The 17,552-nt window shown below is 35.7% G+C and carries 13 protein-coding genes, 1 pseudogene and 1 riboswitch; of the genes and pseudogenes, 13 read left to right on the plus strand and 1 reads right to left on the minus strand.

Annotated features, from left to right (window positions below; genetic code table 11):
- Positions 1-326 precede the first annotated feature (326 nt).
- Positions 327-1,577 (minus strand): methionine adenosyltransferase, encoded by a 1,251-nt coding sequence (gene metK, locus ACNQGH_RS17220; RefSeq protein ID WP_417957250.1) that lies wholly within the window; start codon positions 1,575-1,577, stop codon positions 327-329.
- 827 nt (positions 1,578-2,404) lie between these two features.
- On the opposite strand from metK, the pseudogene ACNQGH_RS17225 reads away from it, so the two are divergent.
- From ACNQGH_RS17225 to cobA, 13 genes and pseudogenes are all read left to right on the plus strand, one after another.
- Positions 2,405-3,698, plus strand: a pseudogene (locus ACNQGH_RS17225) (O-acetylhomoserine aminocarboxypropyltransferase/cysteine synthase family protein).
- Between the two features lie 539 nt (positions 3,699-4,237).
- Positions 4,238-4,447, plus strand: a complete 210-nt coding sequence (locus tag ACNQGH_RS17230) for a hypothetical protein (RefSeq protein ID WP_417957251.1) — start codon at positions 4,238-4,240, stop codon at positions 4,445-4,447.
- Positions 4,448-4,679: 232 nt separating this feature from the next.
- Positions 4,680-4,788: riboswitch (SAM riboswitch) on the plus strand.
- A gap of 80 nt (positions 4,789-4,868) precedes the next feature.
- Positions 4,869-5,831 carry an alpha/beta fold hydrolase gene (locus tag ACNQGH_RS17235; RefSeq protein ID WP_417957252.1) on the plus strand — a complete coding sequence of 321 codons (963 nt, stop codon included), beginning with the start codon at positions 4,869-4,871 and terminating at the stop codon, positions 5,829-5,831.
- 27 nt (positions 5,832-5,858) lie between these two features.
- Entirely contained in the window at positions 5,859-8,273 is a 2,415-nt protein-coding gene (gene thrA / locus ACNQGH_RS17240; RefSeq protein ID WP_417957253.1) for a bifunctional aspartate kinase/homoserine dehydrogenase I, read from the plus strand.
- 72 nt (positions 8,274-8,345) lie between these two features.
- The gene (locus ACNQGH_RS17245) at positions 8,346-8,771 is read left to right on the plus strand and encodes an OsmC family protein (RefSeq protein ID WP_417957254.1); all 426 of its coding nucleotides are present in this window, start codon (positions 8,346-8,348) and stop codon (positions 8,769-8,771) included.
- A 65-nt stretch (positions 8,772-8,836) separates the two neighbouring features.
- Positions 8,837-10,009: a trans-sulfuration enzyme family protein gene (locus ACNQGH_RS17250; protein ID WP_417957255.1), complete on the plus strand. Its 1,173-nt coding sequence runs from the start codon at positions 8,837-8,839 to the stop codon at positions 10,007-10,009.
- A 188-nt stretch (positions 10,010-10,197) separates the two neighbouring features.
- Positions 10,198-10,608, plus strand: coding sequence for an RrF2 family transcriptional regulator (locus ACNQGH_RS17255; protein ID WP_417937729.1), 411 nt, complete (start codon positions 10,198-10,200; stop codon positions 10,606-10,608).
- A gap of 118 nt (positions 10,609-10,726) precedes the next feature.
- Positions 10,727-11,629, plus strand: coding sequence for a sulfite exporter TauE/SafE family protein (locus ACNQGH_RS17260; protein ID WP_417957256.1), 903 nt, complete (start codon positions 10,727-10,729; stop codon positions 11,627-11,629).
- A gap of 15 nt (positions 11,630-11,644) precedes the next feature.
- Entirely contained in the window at positions 11,645-12,346 is a 702-nt protein-coding gene (locus ACNQGH_RS17265; protein ID WP_417957257.1) for a phosphoadenylyl-sulfate reductase, read from the plus strand.
- Positions 12,347-12,419: 73 nt separating this feature from the next.
- Positions 12,420-13,319 carry a sulfate adenylyltransferase subunit CysD gene (cysD, locus tag ACNQGH_RS17270; RefSeq protein ID WP_417957258.1) on the plus strand — a complete coding sequence of 300 codons (900 nt, stop codon included), beginning with the start codon at positions 12,420-12,422 and terminating at the stop codon, positions 13,317-13,319.
- A 100-nt stretch (positions 13,320-13,419) separates the two neighbouring features.
- On the plus strand, positions 13,420-14,664 hold the full coding sequence (locus tag ACNQGH_RS17275; RefSeq protein WP_417957259.1) for a sulfate adenylyltransferase subunit 1: 1,245 nt from the start codon (positions 13,420-13,422) through the stop codon (positions 14,662-14,664).
- A gap of 30 nt (positions 14,665-14,694) precedes the next feature.
- A complete protein-coding gene (locus ACNQGH_RS17280; protein WP_417957261.1) occupies positions 14,695-16,785 on the plus strand; it encodes a nitrite reductase in 2,091 nt (696 codons plus the stop codon).
- Positions 16,778-17,551: a uroporphyrinogen-III C-methyltransferase gene (gene cobA, locus ACNQGH_RS17285; RefSeq protein WP_417957262.1), complete on the plus strand. Its 774-nt coding sequence runs from the start codon at positions 16,778-16,780 to the stop codon at positions 17,549-17,551. The genes ACNQGH_RS17280 and cobA overlap by 8 nt, the downstream gene beginning before the upstream one ends.
- Position 17,552: the final 1 nt, after the last annotated feature.

Genomic DNA, 17,552 nt, shown 5'->3' on the forward strand with positions numbered 1-17,552 from the left:
AAATTGAAATATTATCCGTTTACTAAAAAGTCTGTAGTACACAAACTGGAAATAAAAAAAAGTGAATCACTTATAGACAGTGGCAGTTCGGGCTAAAGACCTGCAACTTGGGTTAAACGACGACAGTTTCTCTCAATTTTCGACAAGAACTTCACAATATACGGTGCAGCCGAGGTATTTAATATTTTCTTTGAAGTATAATTTGTAACGGCAATCCAAGAATATATTCCATCTTTTTCAGGCAAGGATTTTGAATTTGCGTCTGCGCTAAAAAAACCCGCAATCGGTATGAATTGCGGGTTTTCTGTATGAATAATTTCAGACAATTACAATCCGAAGGCTGTTTTAACCTGTGCAACAAAATCTAATTTTTCCCAAGTAAACAATTCTACCGTAACTGTTTTTTCATTACCGCCCGGAGCAGAAAAAGTTTTAGTTACTGTTTCTGGCGTGCGACCCATATGTCCGTAAGCAGCAGTTTCACTATAAATAGGATTTCTTAACTTTAAACGTTGCTCAATAAAGTAAGGACGCATATCAAAAATAGCTTCTACTTTTTTAGCAATTTCACCATTGGTTAAATTCACTTTTGAGGTTCCGTACGTATCGATAAAAATACCCATCGGTTTTGCCACGCCAATGGCATAAGAAACCTGTACTAAAATTTCATCTGCAACACCAGCTGCAACTAAGTTTTTAGCGATATGACGCGTAGCATAAGCTGCACTTCTGTCCACTTTACTTGGATCTTTTCCAGAGAATGCACCACCACCGTGAGCCCCTTTTCCACCGTAAGTATCTACGATAATTTTTCTTCCCGTAAGTCCGGTATCTCCGTGTGGTCCTCCAATTACGAATTTTCCGGTTGGGTTAATATGGTATTGGATTGTGTCGTTGAATAAATGAGCATGCGCAGGATTTTTTGCAATAATCCTTGGAATCAATATTTCAATGATGTCTTTTTTGATTTTGGCAAGCATTGTTGCTTCTTCATCAAAATCATCGTGTTGTGTTGAGATTACAATAGCTTCAATACGGATAGGCTTGTTGTCATCGCTATATTCTAAAGTTACTTGTGATTTTGCATCTGGACGCAAATAAGTAATTTCGTTATTTTCACGTCTTAAAATGGCTAATTCCTGTAATAATTTATGTGATAAATCAAGAGCCAATGGCATGTAATTATCCGTTTCATTAGTAGCATAACCAAACATCATTCCTTGATCTCCAGCTCCTTGTTCTTCAGGATTTGCTCTGTCAACACCTTGGTTGATGTCAGCTGATTGTTCGTGAATAGCAGAAAGAATCCCGCAAGAATTGGCTTCAAACATATATTCGCTTTTAGTGTAACCAATTTTCTTGATTACGTCACGAGCGATTTGTTGTACATCTAAATAGGTGTTTGATTTTACTTCACCAGCCAAAATTACCTGACCAGTAGTTACTAAAGTTTCGCAAGCTACTTTTGAGTCAGCATCAAATGCCAAAAAATTATCAATTAATGCATCCGAAATTTGATCTGCAATTTTGTCTGGATGTCCTTCGCTTACAGATTCTGACGTAAATAAATAGGCCATAATAATTATTAGTTTAAAATTAAGCGAGAAAAAAATAATTGCTGAAAAGGACTAAAGAAGAGTTTCTGCTTTAGCATTTTTTCTACTGAAAAATTTTCAGCATCCATAATGAATTCGTTTCATTATGAAGAGGTTGCAATCAGTTCAAATTTTTCCTCTTGTATTCGGGTGCAAATGTATGAAACCATTTTGAATTGCAAATTAATCTTTTGTTTTTTTTAATTTAAATGAAGTAATTTAACATATTCTACTATTTCTATAGGGTTTATAAAATAAATTAATTTTTATTTGGTGAATTCAAAAATTAGTTGCAATTTTGCTGTATCAAATAAGAAAAAAATGAAATTAGTTACTATCAATATGTGTTGCATGATGCCAGAATCTTCCGCAGCATTCACTATTGTATAGCTTTATAATTTAAAAATATACAATTAAGACCGCTGCTAACCGCAGCGGTTTTTTTTGTTTTAGGGAAGAAATAGAAAGAAAAAAAGAAAGAAAGAAAAAAGAAAAAGGAATTCCATTTTGTCAAACTAAAAAAAGAAGCTGAAACACAATCGGTATAAATACAATGAAAAAAACAGTAGCAAATAAAATGATGATATGTTGTATGATGCGTAAGTGCATCCCGATCTGCTATTGCCAAAAGTGAAAGATATAATCTTTGTTATAGTTCCAACTATAAGTCCTTTTGGTAAGCCATCCAAAAGGACTTTTTTTTTGACCCAATGCTGCGAAAAACAGGGAATAAATTAAAAAAAACAACACGTATCACAATCTAAAATTAATAACAAAATAAATAATACTAATAGTAAAACCTAAACATCATGAGCACACAAAAATTTGCAACAAACGCATTGCACGCAGGACACGACGTAACAAAAAACGCAGGAACCAGAGCCGTTCCTATTTATCAAACCAGTTCTTATGTTTTCAATAACTCTGAACATGCCGCCAACCTTTTCGGTCTTGCGGAAGCCGGATTTATCTATACAAGATTAAACAATCCCACAAATGACATTCTGGAACAACGGTTAGCCACTTTAGAGGGGGGAATCGGGGCAGTAGTTACTGCTTCAGGAACTGCTGCAATTGCCACAACGTTATTGGTATTGCTAAAAGCCGGGGACCATAATTGTGGCTTCCAACAGTTTGTATGGCGGGACTTATAATTTGTTAAAAGTGACGTTACCCAGATTAGGAATCACCACCACATTTGTAGATCCGTCCGATCCGGCTAATTTTAAAAATGCAGTCAAAGAGAATACCAGAGCATTTTTTGTGGAATCTTTAGGGAATCCAAAATTAGATGTGTTGGATTTGAAGGCTATTTCTGCTGAAGCCAAAGCATTCAAAGTACCTTTTATTGTTGATAATACGGTTGCGTCTCCCTATTTACTGAACCCGATTCAATATGGAGCGGACATCGTCATCCATTCATTGACTAAATACATAACAGGTAACGGAACTTCACTTGGAGGTGTTATTATTGATGCAGGAAATTTTGATTGGACCAATGGAAAATTTCCGGAATTTACAGAGCCTTCTGCGGGTTATCATGGATTGGTGTATCACGAGGCCCTTGGAAATGCTGCTTTTATTGCTAAAGCTCGTATAGAAGGTTTGCGGGATTATGGTGCTGCTTTGAGTCCATTCAATGCGTTCCAGATTATTCAGGGATTAGAAACGCTTGCTATCCGTATTCAGAGACACAGTGATAATGCTTTGGCTTTGGCTCAGTGGTTAGAAAGTCAGGAAGACGTGGCGTGGGTGAATTATCCGGGATTGAAATCGAGTAAATACTATTCTTTAGGGCAGCAATATTTGCCAAAAGGACAAAGCGGAGTAGTTACTTTTGGATTAAAAGGAGGGTTTGAAGCGGCTAAAAAAGTAGCCGACGGAACTAAAATATTCGCTCTGCTGGCGAATATTGGCGACACAAAATCACTAATTATTCATCCTGCAAGCACCACGCACCAGCAATTGTCCGACGAGGAACAAATTGCAACCGGAGTTTCTAAAGATTTAATCCGACTTTCGGTCGGTTTGGAAGATATTGAGGATTTGAAAGAAGACCTGAAAGCAGTTTTCGAAGGCATAAGAAAAGCGCAATTGGTATAATTTTTTTGCTCTCTGGTCCTTTAAAACGAATCGAAACGGTTTGATAATGAGGCAAGAATAATTGTAATTAAATTTTATGATTTTTATTTGGAAAATTCAAAAACAATTAGCATATTTGCAATAAGAAAAAAAAACAAAGATGAAATTTAATGTGTGCAATATGTCAAAAGCCATTCAGGAAGAATCCTGCGGGTCGTTTATTGCTTAAATTTAAATTAAAAATTTATATAGCAAAAAGCCTCCCGGATAACGGGAGGTTTTTTTTTTGAAATACATCGAACGTAATTTTTTAAACAATAATAAAAACAGGAATAAAATGAATACGCTAAAGCAACAGAAAATAAATAATTCTAAGGTCAAAAACAGATTTTGTGCCAATGCCATTATGTGTATTAATGTCTGTTGATCCCAAAAGTATAAGTTTATAACACAACTTAAAACCCTTTTGGATACGTATCTAAAAGGGTTTTTTATTTATGCTGAATTTGTTTCAGAATCCAATTAATCAAAAAAATAATAATACCTAATATCTTAAAATTATGAGAGCATCAAAATATTTCCCAAGGACCTTTCGGTTGCTAAAAAACTTTAGTTTCAGGAACAAAACAGAAAACGGTAACGATTCAAAAAATGAATTGATTCATCCAAGATTCGAAATATCAAAAAATGATCCTTCAGCGCAAAAAATGGTGCCAAATTCTTTGCTTTTTCTAATGTATTCAAAAGAAAATGAAGAACTTTTTATTTAAAGAATCAAATTCCAATAGCAGTTTTGATTTACTTGAGACTGTTACTCCAAGTTGTTCTTTCGGCGAAGGATAAAATCCACTTAAAGGGGTCATTCCTTCGTCGTAAAAATAATTGTGAGTTGTTTTTCGAGATTGTTTTTCAATGAAACAATTAGAATCAATTTTTATAAAAATTTGTTTCTTAAAAAAAATAGTAGTTAATTTGTGCCTTTAAGTTCAGAACTGTATTGAAATGTTATAAAGAAAGGCAGAGGGATTAGACCCGGTGAAGCCTTAGCAACCCTTCGATTTATCGAAGAAGGTGCTGCATTCTACCACATCCTGATGTGGAAAGATAACACTAAGAATTCTCCTAGTTTACTTCTAGCTTTCTTTCTAATATTTCCAGACACAAATCAAAAAATCATAAAAGATTTGAAAATTGGAAAATAAACCAACACCTATTACATTACAAAATTTCACCACGGAAAGCGGGGCTTTTTATGCTGCCTTAAACTTAAGTTTTCAGGTTTTTGGACCAGCTTTACATTCCGCTCCAATAGTTTTGGTAAATCATGCATTGACCGGCAATTCCCAGGTTGTGGGAGTGACTGGCTGGTGGAATGATTTAATTGGTGAAAACAAAACCATAGATACCGCTAAATATACCATACTGGCTTTTAATGTTCCTGGAAACGGTTTTGACGATACCATCATTGAAAACTATTTGGATTTTAACGCCAGAGATATTGCCAGAATTTTTATTGAAGGCCTTCGTTTTTTGAAAATTGAAATACTGTACGCTATTATTGGCGGATCAGTTGGCGGCGGAATTGCCTGGGAAATAGCGGCTTTGGAACCAAAAATCACGCAACATTTAATTCCTATAGCGACCGATTGGAAATCGACCGACTGGTTGATCGCCAATTGCTTTTTGCAGGAACAAATTTTGAATAATTCTTCAAAGCCAATTGAAGATGCCCGCATTCATGCCATGCTTTGTTATAGAACCCCTGAATCTTTTGCTGCAAAATTTCAGAGAACCACCAATGAGGAGCTGGCCATTTTTAATATAGAAAGCTGGTTGTGTCATCACGGTGAAAAACTTCAAAAACGATTCCAACTTTCATCTTATAAAATGATGAATCAATTGCTCAAAACAATAGATATTACCCGGAATAGCGGTTCATTTGAAGCAATTGCATCTAAAATTGAAGCCGATATTCACATCATCGGAATTAATTCGGACCTGTTTTTTACGGTAAGTGAAAATAGGGCGACGTATGAGGAATTAAAAAAATATAAAAATAACATCACCTATCAGGAAATTGTTTCCATTCACGGACACGATGCTTTTCTGATAGAATACAAACAATTAGACAATTTGCTTGCGTCTATTTTTTAGGGGCAACACACTATAAAAACATACACAATGAAAATATTAAAATTTGGAGGTAAATCGTTATCGAATGGCGAGGGAATAAACAAAGTAGTCGCTATTATTACGGATAAAGTAAATCAAGGAGAAAAAATTGCCATAGTAGTATCGGCAAGAGGAAATGCTACGGATGAGCTGGAAGAAATTTTAGGAGTTGCTTCTAAAAACGGAAATTATAAGCCGTTATTTGAAGACTTCAAAAAATACCAGCAGGACGATTATCAGGACGTAGATCTGTCAGAAGAATTTAACGTTCTGGAAAAACTTTTTGAAGGGGTAAGTTTAATTGGTGATTACAGTAATAAAATCAAAGATCAGGTGCTTTCAAAGGGAGAGTTGCTTTCTGCAAAATTGCTAACGGCTATTTTAATCAAAAATGGAGTAAATGCGCGTTTCGCAGATACAAGGGAATTAATCAAAACGGACTCTAAATTTGGTGATGCACAGCCTTTGGAGCAAATTTCGAAAAAAAATGTAATCAATTATTTCAAACAAAATAATGGGACAACCGTCAATGTTGTTACCGGTTTTATAGGTTCCAATAGTAAGAACGATACCACAACTTTGGGAAGAAACGGTAGCAATTACACCGCTTCACTGATTGCTAATTATATTGATGCGGATGAGCTTCAGAATTATACGCATGTTGACGGAATTTACACTGCTAATCCTGATTTAGTTCACGACGCTAAAAAAATAGACCATTTGACTTTTAATGAGGCGAATGAATTGGCTAATTTTGGAGCAACGATTCTTCATGCCAAAACAATTATTCCTTTATTGGAAAAAAACATTCCACTTCGTATTTTAAATACATTCAACCATGAAAATAAAGGAACATTAATCACTTCTAATTCGAATGCTGCGGGAATTAAAACACTTTCAGTTCTTGAAAATGTATCGCTGGTAAATCTGGAAGGCAGAGGATTGCTTGGAAAAACCGGAGTTGATGCTCGTATTTTTAGAGTAATGGGTGATAATGATATTAGTGTAAGCATCATTTCTCAGGGTTCTTCAGAAAGAGGAATCGGTTTGGTAGTTGATGCCGATAAGGCGACAAAAGCAATGATTGAATTAGAGAAAGAATTCGAAAATGATTTCTATTCGAAAGATGTGAATAAAATAACGGTAACCGATAATGTTTCGGTGATTTCTATCATTGGTCAGGATTTGAGTACGTTCCATAAGCCGTATACGGCATTGATAAAAAATAAAATTGTTCCCATCCTTTTCAATAATACCGTTACGGGTAAAAACGTGAGTTTGGTGGTGAAAAAATCGGAACTTCACAAAGCGTTAAATGTGATTCACGGAGAGATTTTTGGAGTTTCTAAAAAAATTAATATTGCGATTTTCGGACATGGATTAGTAGGTGGAACTTTGATTAACCAAATACTGGAATCGGCTACAGCCATTGAGAAAAGAAAAGATATAAAACTGAATGTTTTTGCAATTGCAAATTCTAAAAATGTGCTTTTAAATAAAAACAGCGTCACTCCAAATTGGAAAAATGAAATCCAGAATAATGGGTTTTCGTACACAATTGATGATGTTATCGCTTATGCAAATGAGCATCACTTAGAGAACTTAATTGCAATTGATAATACAGCAAGTGCTGCATTTGTAGAAAATTATATTCCTTTGATAGAGAATGGTTTCGATTTGATTTCTTCAAATAAAGTGGCGAATACCTTAAGCTATAGCTTTTATAAAAAATTGCGAAAAATATTAGCTGATAATCAAAAGAGTTATTTATATGAAACCAATGTTGGAGCGGGATTGCCACTGATTGATACGATAAAACTATTGCATCTTTCAGGAGAGAATATCACGAAGATCAAAGGCGTTTTTTCGGGAACACTGAGTTATTTATTTAATAATTTTTCTGCAAAAGACGCTCCGTTTAGTGAGATATTGAAAGAAGCAATTGATAATGGTTATACCGAACCAGACCCAAGAGAAGATTTGTGTGGGAATGATGTTGGTAGAAAATTACTAATTTTGGCAAGAGAATTGGATTTGCAAAATGAATTTGAAGAAATTAGTATTCAGAATTTAATTCCGGAGCATTTACGGGAAGGTGACGTTTCTGATTTTCTAAATAAATTGAAGGAATTTGATGCTATTTATGATAAAATTAAAAGCGAACAAAAACCAAATCACGTGTTACGATACATAGGGGAATTGTCAGGAGATTTGCAAAATGATAAAGGAAACCTGGAAGTAAAATTAGTTTCTGTACCTTCAGATACCGCTTTGGGCGGATTGAAAGGTTCTGACTCTTTCTTCGAAATTTACACTGAATCGTACGGCGACAGACCAATTGTAATTCAAGGTGCAGGCGCAGGTTCAGCCGTTACTGCAAGAGGCGTTTTTGGAGATATATTGAGATTGTCGGATAAAGGATAGTGCTATAAGATTGCAGAACTTGACTCAAAACTTTGGAATTAGACATAAGATTGAAAATAAAAAGAAATTAAGATGAAAATACAGTTAGAAAGAGTAAACGATAATTACCATTTTGAATTAAAAAACGAACGAGGACATGTTGTCAATGTAGATAGTCGACCTGAGTTTGGAGGCGATAATATGGGGGCTAGCCCAATGGAATTGGTATTGATGGGTGTTGCTGGTTGCAGTGCGATTGATATGATTTCGATCCTTAAAAAACAAAGACAAGAAATTACTTCGTTCAAAGCGGAGGTGGAAGGACTTCGTGTGTCAATAGGAGAAGCAAAACCATTTAAAGAAATTGGTGTTATTTTCTTTTTGGAAGGACCTATTAATGAAGAAAAAGCAGCAAGAGCAGCGCAACTTTCTTTTGAAAAATATTGTTCAGTTGCTAAAACGGTAGAGCCAACTGCCACAATAAAATATAAAGTAGTTTTAAATAATAAATCATTATAGTTTGTATAAAGTGATGGTTGTCCTACGATAACCAACAACTTTAAACTTTAAACAAAAAATCGAAAATGAACGAACAAGAATTTGGTTTTGAAACCCAAGCGATACGTACACAAATAGGAAGATCACAATATTTAGAGCATTCTGTGCCTTTATATCTATCATCCAGTTTTGTATTTGAAGATGCCGAAGATATGCGTGCTTCTTTCACGGAAGAAAAAGACAGAAATATTTACAGCCGTTTCAGCAATCCAAACACAACTGAGTTTGTCGAAAAAATCTGCAAAATGGAAGGGGCTGAAGCCGGGTATGCTTTTGCTACAGGAATGGCCGCTGTATATTCTGCTTTTGCAGCGTTGTTGAATTCAGGGGATCATATTGTTTCGGCAGGTAGTGTTTTTGGTTCTACACACGCTTTGTTTACCACTTATTTTCCAAAATGGAATATTGAAACTTCGTATTTCGATATTAATAAACCAGAAACAATTGAGGATTTTATTAAACCAAATACTAAAATACTTTACGCAGAATCACCTACAAATCCTGCAGTAGACATTATTGATTTGCAATTATTAGGGGATATTGCCAAAAAACACAACCTAATATTGATTATCGACAACTGTTTTGCAACGCCATATATTCAACAGCCTATAAAGTTTGGAGCACATATAGTGGTTCATTCTGCCACAAAATTAATTGACGGACAAGGACGTGTTTTAGGCGGTGTTGCTGTAGGAAGCGAAGATTTGATCAGACAAATTTATTTGTTTTCAAGAAATACAGGACCTGCGTTATCTCCATTTAATGCTTGGATTTTATCTAAAAGTTTAGAAACATTAGCTGTTCGCGTAGAAAAACATTGCGAAAATGCTTTGAAAGTTGCTGCGTTTTTGGAAAGTCATCCGAATGTGAAAAGTGTGAAATATCCTTTCCTAAAATCGCATCCACAATATGAAATTGCAAAAAAACAAATGAAATTAGGTGGAAATATCGTTGCTTTCGAAATAAAGGGTGGGATCGAAGCGGGAAGAGCATTTTTGGATAAAATTCAATTGTGCTCGCTTTCAGCAAATTTAGGTGATACCAGAACAATTGTAACCCATCCAGCCTCGACAACACACAGTAAGTTATCCGTTGAAGAAAGATTGGCAGTAAGCATTACTGATGGATTGGTGCGCGTTTCTGTTGGTTTAGAAACCGTGGCGGACGTAATTGCTGATTTAGACCAGGCACTTTTGTAAGCGTGCTGAGGAAGAATGACGATTTTTGAATGCGGATGTAATCCACATCAAAAATCGTTACTCTCCGTTGGCTGTTCTTAAATCAAAAAGTATATTTTTGTTGTTACAATATAAAAACAGGCAGGTTTCAGAATTACTTTAAAATTTGAAATCAAAAATCGTTAATCTTCAATCTTATATCTTTTAAAATGCTTTCGAAAAAGACTAAATACGGAATAAAAGCGTTGTCATTTTTGGCTCGACAGGAGAACCAAACCCCGGTTCCTATTGCGGATATTGCAAAAAGTGAAAATATTTCTATTAAGTTTTTGGAAAGTATTTTACTACTCTTACGGTATTCTGGTTTTTTGGGAGCCAAAAAAGGAAAAGGCGGAGGGTATTACCTGATCAAAGAGCCAAAAGATATTAATATGGCTCATGTATATCGCATTCTTGAAGGACCTATAGCGCTATTGCCTTGTGTGAGTCATAACTTTTATGAAAAATGTGATGACTGTATTGATGAGGCAAATTGCTCGGTCCATAAGCTAATGACTGAGGTACGGGACAATACACTCATGATATTGGAAAACAATTCATTAGCGGATATTACATTTTAACAAACATTTTTTTAAAATAAGTTTTGTAGTTAAGTAAAATGTGTTATTTTTGCATCTTAATCTAGTATTCCGATAGGGTAATGGATAATGTTGAATTAAATTAATTTCACCTCGTAACATGAATAAAGAATTGAAAGAAAATAGTGTGGTTGTAAAAACCGAAGTGACATTCAAAGAGCGTCTGTGGGTAGTTATTCCAGTTACTTTGTTAATAGGATTGATATCTACCTTGGTGTATAATCACCATGCTGAATTTTCATGGAATGGCTTTATAGGTGGGTTTAATCAGGAGTTTTTAATCTTTTTCTGTATTGGGATCTTTGCTCAATTAGTGGATGGAACTTTAGGAATGGGGTACGGAGCGACATCAACTTCTTTCTTATTGGCTTATGGAATTCCTCCTGCAATCAGTAGTACAGGAGTTCACGTTGCTGAAATGTTTACTACAGGAGCCTCTGCGATTTCTCACCATAGATTTGGAAATATTAATAAAAAATTAGTGAAACATTTATTGATTCCAGGTGTTTTGGGTTCTATAGCCGGAGCTTATTTATTGTCTGACGTAATTGATGGGGATGCGATAAAACCTTTTATTGCAGTTTATATGATCGCTTTGGCTGTTATAATTATCAGAAAAGCAATGCAAAAAAACATTATTAAAAAGAAAACGAAACGCCTCGATATTTTGGCTTCTTTTGGAGGTTTTATGGATGCTGTTGGAGGTGGTGGCTGGGGGCCAATTGTCACTTCTACATTATTGGGACGTGGTCGAAATCCCAGATATACGATCGGTTCCGTAAATGCTGCCGAGTTTGCGGTTTCTTTTGCAAGTGGAATAACATTTATGATTTTTGGAGGAATACAAGGATGGCAGGTGATTATAGGTCTGATTTTAGGTGGTGTTATTGCTGCGCCAATTGCTGCTTTATTAGTCAATAAAATCAAAAGAAAACCGATGATGATTTTGGTAGGTGTGTTAATTATCATTTTGAGTTTAAGAACCTTGTCGAAATTATTATAAAAGATAAAAGGAATTATGAATACAGAAATAGTACACGCTTTATTAGATAAAACAAAAGATTTTTCCATTGAGGAAACGCTTGCTTTTTTAGCTAATGAATACAAGGATAAAGTTGTTTTTTCTACTTCTTTCGGCCAGGAAGATCAGGTAATAACCGCTTTGATTGCAAAAAATGATTTGCCGATTACGATTTTTACTCTGGATACAGGAAGATTGTTTCAGGAAACCTATGATGTTTTTCACAAGACATTGAAAAAGTATAAAATAGACATTAAAACCTATTTTCCGGAAGCAACCGCAGTGGAGGAATTATTAAATAAAAAGGGGCCAAACAGTTTCTACGAATCAGTGGAGAATAGAAAAGAATGTTGTTTTATTCGAAAAGTAGCGCCGTTGACTAAAGCATTAAAAGGGAATGAAATCTGGATTACCGGGTTACGTGCCGAACAATCAGAAAATAGAAATGATTTGGCAGCCTTTGAATACGATGCCAATTTTAAACTTATAAAATTCAACCCATTATTAAAATGGACTTTAGCCGAAGTCCAAAAATACATTGATGATAATAATGTGCCACAAAATGCACTGCACAAAAAAGGATTTGTAAGTATAGGTTGTGCGCCATGTACCAGAGCAATTGCTCCTGGTGAAGACATAAGAGCGGGAAGATGGTCATGGGAATCGAGTCATAAAGAATGTGGGTTACACCAAAAATAACAGTTTAACTGTTCGTTTGTTTAATCGTCTTGACGAATAAGCAAATAAGCAATAATCAAATAAACAAAGAATAATGAGTTCAATATTAAAAACAAACGCTTTAGAAAGCGAAGCGATATACATTTTTAGAGAAGTGATTTCTCAATTCGACAAGCCAGTTTTGCTTTTCTCTGGTGGAAAAGATTCCATTACATTGGTACGTTTGGCACAGAAAGCATTCTTTCCTGCAAAAATTCCTTTTCCATTGTTACACGTAGATACAGGACATAATTTTCCTGAAACGATTGAGTTTAGAGATAGATTGGTGGCTGAATTAGGATTGGAATTAATCGTTCGTAATGTTCAGGATGCTATTGACCAAGGGAAAGTAGTCGAAGAAACCGGTAAATATTCAAGCAGAAACAGTTTGCAAACGATAACACTTTTGGATGCTATTGAAGAATTTAAATTTGATGCTTGTATTGGTGGTGCACGTAGAGATGAAGAAAAAGCAAGAGCTAAAGAGCGTATTTTCTCTGTTCGTGATGATTTTGGTCAATGGGACGAGAAAAACCAACGTCCGGAATTGTTTGATATTTTGAATGGAAAAATTGAAAATGGACAAAATGTTCGTGTGTTCCCAATTTCAAACTGGACAGAATTAGATGTCTGGAGTTACATTGAAGAAGAGCAAATCGAAATTCCATCTATTTACTTTTCACACAAACGTAAAGTATTCTTGAGAGATGGTATGATTTGGTCCCATTCTCCTTTTGTGTTTCAGGAAGAAGATGAAGAAATCGAAGAAAGAATTGTTCGTTTTAGAACTGTTGGAGATATGAGTTGTACTGCTGCCGTTGATTCTTATGCAGCAACTATTCAAGAAGTGGTTGGTGAAATCAGATCTTCAACTATTTCTGAAAGAGGAGCCAGAATTGATGACAAACGTTCTGAAGCTGCGATGGAAAAAAGAAAACAACAAGGTTATTTTTAGAATTCTATTTTTAAAAATTAGCAAACAAGTATAAAAAACAAGAAGTTTATTAGTGAAGTTTTTAAAACTTTACGCTGTAAACTTTAAACTCAAAATAAAAATGGAAGTTTTAAAAATAGCAACAGCAGGAAGTGTAGATGACGGAAAAAGTACCTTAATCGGAAGATTATTATACGATACAAAATCGTTGACTACAGATAAGATTGAAGCAATAGAAAAAAGCAGCAAACAAAAAGGATACGATTACCTGGATTTTTCATTGGCTACTGATGGTTTGGTTGCCGAAAGAGAACAGGGAATCACGATTGATGTAGCTCATATTTATTTTTCGACTGCAAAGAAAAGTTACATCATTGCCGATACTCCAGGTCATGTCGAATATACGAGAAACATGGTTACCGGAGCTTCAACTTCACAAGTTTCAATTATTTTGATTGACGCTCGTAAAGGGGTTATTGAGCAAACCTACAGACACTTTTTTATCAATAATTTATTGAGAGTGAAAGAAGTGATTGTTGCGGTAAACAAAATGGATTTGGTTGATTATTCTGAAGAAGTGTACAATAAGATCAAAGCTGATTTTCAAGCTTTAAATGCTAAAAGCACGTTCAAAGAGCAAACCGTTAGTTACATTCCGTTAAGTGCTATCAACGGTGGAAATGTGGTTGATAAATCAGAAAATATGCCTTGGTATACCGGGCAAACAGTATTGGAACATTTAGAGGCTTTAGAGCCAAAAGATGTTTACGAAAAAGGACAGGCGCGTTTCCCGGTTCAGACAGTTATCAGACCAAAAACGGAGGAATACCATGACTTTAGAGGATATGCTGGAAAGTTGTACGGAGACAATATAAAAGTTGGAGATGCAGTAACGGTTCTTCCTTCTTTGACAGAATCTAAAGTGACGAATATTCATTTTTTCGACAAGCAATATGATGAGGCTACTGCAGGTTCGTCTATTACAATAGAATTGGAAAATGATATTAATGTGACCAGAGGCGATATGATTGTGAAATCGAATGAGCTTCCTAAAATCGAAAAAGAGATCAATACTACAATTTGTTGGATGGACAGCAAAAAGTTAGTTCCAGGAACAAAATATTTTATACAGCACAATACGAATAGAGTTTTGGCGAAAATCGAAAGTGTGAAAAATGTAATTGCAACGGATTATTCGGGTTCAACTCCGGCAACTCAATTGGCAATTAATGAAATAGGTGAAGTGAATATTAAGTTGAGTAAAGCTTTGTATTTTGATGCCTACAATGACAACAAATCAAACGGAGCTTTTATTTTAATTGATGCCGCAACCAATACAACTGCAGGAGTTGGTTTTATAAACTAAACCTAGCTTTTGCTAAAAACATAACTACAGATGCAAAGTTTTAGAAACGAAATAGAAGATCCGATTGTCCAAAAAGACATTATCGATTTAGAAAGAAAAATTGCTTTATTCCGTGATGGAAAAATTGATGATGAGCGTTTCCGTAGCCTCCGTTTGGCTAGAGGAGTTTACGGTCAACGTCAGGAAGGCGTTCAAATGATCCGAATCAAATTGCCTTTCGGTAAGGTGACCAGCGAACAATTGTTGCGTATTACTAAAGTTTCGGATGAATATTCAACAGGACGTTTACACATCACAACCCGTCAGGATATTCAAATTCACTATGTGAGTTTGGACAGAACACCGCAGCTTTGGGCAGAATTGGAGAAAGATGATGTTACTTTGAGAGAGGCTTGCGGTAATACCGTGAGAAATATTACGGCTAGTGAAACAGCAGGAATCGATGTGGATGAACCTTTTGACGTATCGCCTTATGCACACGCGTTGTTTCAATTTTTCTTGAGAAACCCGGTTTGTCAGGAAATGGGACGTAAATTCAAAATTTCATTTTCATCTTCGGATAAAGATACCGCTTTGAGCTATATGCATGATTTAGGTTTTATTCCAAAAATTGTAAATGGCGAAAGAGGATTTAAAGTAATGCTCGGCGGTGGATTAGGTTCTCAGCCAAGTCATGCTGAATTATTGTCTGAATTTATTCCGGTAAACCAAATTATCCCGACAACCGAAGGGGTTTTGAGAATATTTGACCGTTACGGGGAAAGAGCCAAACGATTGAAAGCACGTATGAAATTCTTAATTAAAGATTTAGGAAGAGACGAATTTTTACGATTGGTTGACGAAGAGAAAAAAGCATTATCATGCCATACGGTTGAAATTGACACTGCCGCTTTTGACGGTGGAATTCCAGCTCCGTTATTAGTCGCGCCAAAAGTGGTTATCGAAGACACAGCTGCTTTCGAAGCCTGGAAAAAATCGAATGTAATTCCTCAAAAACAAGCAGGGTATGTAGCCATTGGTATCAAAGTCCTTTTAGGCGATTTTTATACTGATAAAGCAAGATTATTGGCGGATTTGATTAGAAATTATGCAGCCAATGAATTGCGTTTTTCTTTAAGACAAAACATTGTTATCCGTCACGTAAAGGAAGATGATTTAGCTTTTTTCTACCAAGAATTAGCGAAGCTTGATTTCGTGGCCTTAGGGTACGATGGTACTGCAGATATTACCGCTTGTCCAGGGACAGATACTTGTAATTTAGGAATTGCGAGCAGTACTGGAATTGCAGTAGAATTAGAAAGAGTTTTAGAAACAGAATATCCACAATACAGCAACAATCAGGAAATCACAATTAAAATTAGTGGTTGTATGAATGCTTGTGGACAACACAATATGGCGCAAATTGGTTTTCAGGGAATGTCCATTAATTCTGGGAAATTAGTCGCGCCGGCACTTCAAGTTTTATTGGGTGGAGGAAATTTAGGAAACGGAGCAGGAAGATTTTCTGACAAAGTGATCAAAATTCCAAGTAGAAGAGGACCAGATGCGTTGCGTTTTATCTTAAATGATTTTGATGCGAATGCCAACGGACAATCATTCTTGGATTATTACGATGCAAAAGGAGAGAAATATTTCTATGAGTTCTTGAAGCCATTAGCTGATTTGACTAACCTTACCGAAGCTGATTTCGTAGATTGGGGAAATGCCGACAACTATGTGAAAGCAGTTGGGGTAGGTGAATGTGCAGGTGTAGTTATTGATTTAGTGGCTACTTTACTATTGGAAGCCAAAGACAAATTAACTTTCGCACAGGAAGCTTTTGAAGATAAAAAATGGGCAGATGCCATTTATTTAGCCTATGCTGGTTTTGTTAACGGTGCTAAAGCGTTATTGCTTGCCGAGAATCAAAAAACGAATCACCACGCTGGAATTATCGATTTGTTTGATACTGTTTTTGTTGAAAGTAATAAAATTAATTTGAGTACCTCTTTCAAAGATTTAGTATACCAAATAAAAGCGAATGATCCTTCTGCAGCATTTGCACAAAAATACATTCAGGAAGCAGTTTCGTTTTTTGAAAATATTGAAAACTATAGAGCAAAAGATTTAGCGGATGCCTAATGCGATACAACCAAAAGTAACTTTAGTAGGTGCGGGTCCCGGCGACCCGGATTTGCTTACTCTCAAAGGAGTAAAAGCACTTGCTGAGGCGAAAGTGGTTTTGTACGATGCGCTGGCCAATGAAGAAATAATGAATCATGCTCCAAAAAATGCCATAAAAATATTTGTGGGTAAAAGAATTGGAGCACATGAATATTCGCAAGACCAGATCAATCAGTTGATTGTAGATAATGCACTTACTTATGGAAATGTGGTTCGGTTAAAAGGGGGAGATCCCTTTATTTTTGGTCGTGGAAGCGAAGAAATAGAATACGCAGAGAGTTTTGGAATCCCTACATTTGTAGTGCCCGGAATTTCATCGGCAATTGCAGTTCCTGCTTACCAAGGAATTTCTTTGACAAAGAGAGGTATTTCCGAAAGCTTTTGGGTCATAACAGGTACAACATCAGACAGGAATTTGTCACATGATGTGGCGCTTGCAGCACAATCCTCGGCAACAATTGTGATTTTGATGGGAATGAGTAAATTATCGCAAATTGTATCACTGTTTCAAAAAGAGTCTAAAGGAAAAACTCCGGTTGCGGTAATTCAAAACGGAACTACTCCGCAAGAAAAAATGAGTGTTGGAACAATTAACACGATCCAACAAGTTGTGAAGGAGAACAAATTAAGTTCGCCAGCGATAATTGTTATCGGAGAAGTGGTAGAAGAAAGCATCAGGCTCAAAGGGTTTTACAAGGAATTTATAGCATCTGAAATAAGGTAGT

The organism is Flavobacterium kochi, assembly GCF_048286715.1.
Classification (GTDB): Bacteria; Bacteroidota; Bacteroidia; order Flavobacteriales; family Flavobacteriaceae; genus Flavobacterium.

What these genes read in the sequence shown, in the direction of transcription:
- metK (WP_417957250.1), bottom strand. Translation starts at nt 1,577, where the DNA reads ATGGCCTATTTATTTACGTCAGAATCTGTAAGCGAAGGACATCCAGAC.
- ACNQGH_RS17230 (WP_417957251.1), top strand. Translation starts at nt 4,238, where the DNA reads ATGAGAGCATCAAAATATTTCCCAAGGACCTTTCGGTTGCTAAAAAAC.
- thrA (WP_417957253.1), top strand. Translation starts at nt 5,859, where the DNA reads ATGAAAATATTAAAATTTGGAGGTAAATCGTTATCGAATGGCGAGGGA.
- ACNQGH_RS17245 (WP_417957254.1), top strand. Translation starts at nt 8,346, where the DNA reads ATGAAAATACAGTTAGAAAGAGTAAACGATAATTACCATTTTGAATTA.
- ACNQGH_RS17250 (WP_417957255.1), top strand. Translation starts at nt 8,837, where the DNA reads ATGAACGAACAAGAATTTGGTTTTGAAACCCAAGCGATACGTACACAA.
- ACNQGH_RS17255 (WP_417937729.1), top strand. Translation starts at nt 10,198, where the DNA reads ATGCTTTCGAAAAAGACTAAATACGGAATAAAAGCGTTGTCATTTTTG.
- ACNQGH_RS17260 (WP_417957256.1), top strand. Translation starts at nt 10,727, where the DNA reads ATGAATAAAGAATTGAAAGAAAATAGTGTGGTTGTAAAAACCGAAGTG.
- ACNQGH_RS17265 (WP_417957257.1), top strand. Translation starts at nt 11,645, where the DNA reads ATGAATACAGAAATAGTACACGCTTTATTAGATAAAACAAAAGATTTT.
- cysD (WP_417957258.1), top strand. Translation starts at nt 12,420, where the DNA reads ATGAGTTCAATATTAAAAACAAACGCTTTAGAAAGCGAAGCGATATAC.
- ACNQGH_RS17275 (WP_417957259.1), top strand. Translation starts at nt 13,420, where the DNA reads ATGGAAGTTTTAAAAATAGCAACAGCAGGAAGTGTAGATGACGGAAAA.
- ACNQGH_RS17280 (WP_417957261.1), top strand. Translation starts at nt 14,695, where the DNA reads ATGCAAAGTTTTAGAAACGAAATAGAAGATCCGATTGTCCAAAAAGAC.
- cobA (WP_417957262.1), top strand. Translation starts at nt 16,778, where the DNA reads ATGCCTAATGCGATACAACCAAAAGTAACTTTAGTAGGTGCGGGTCCC.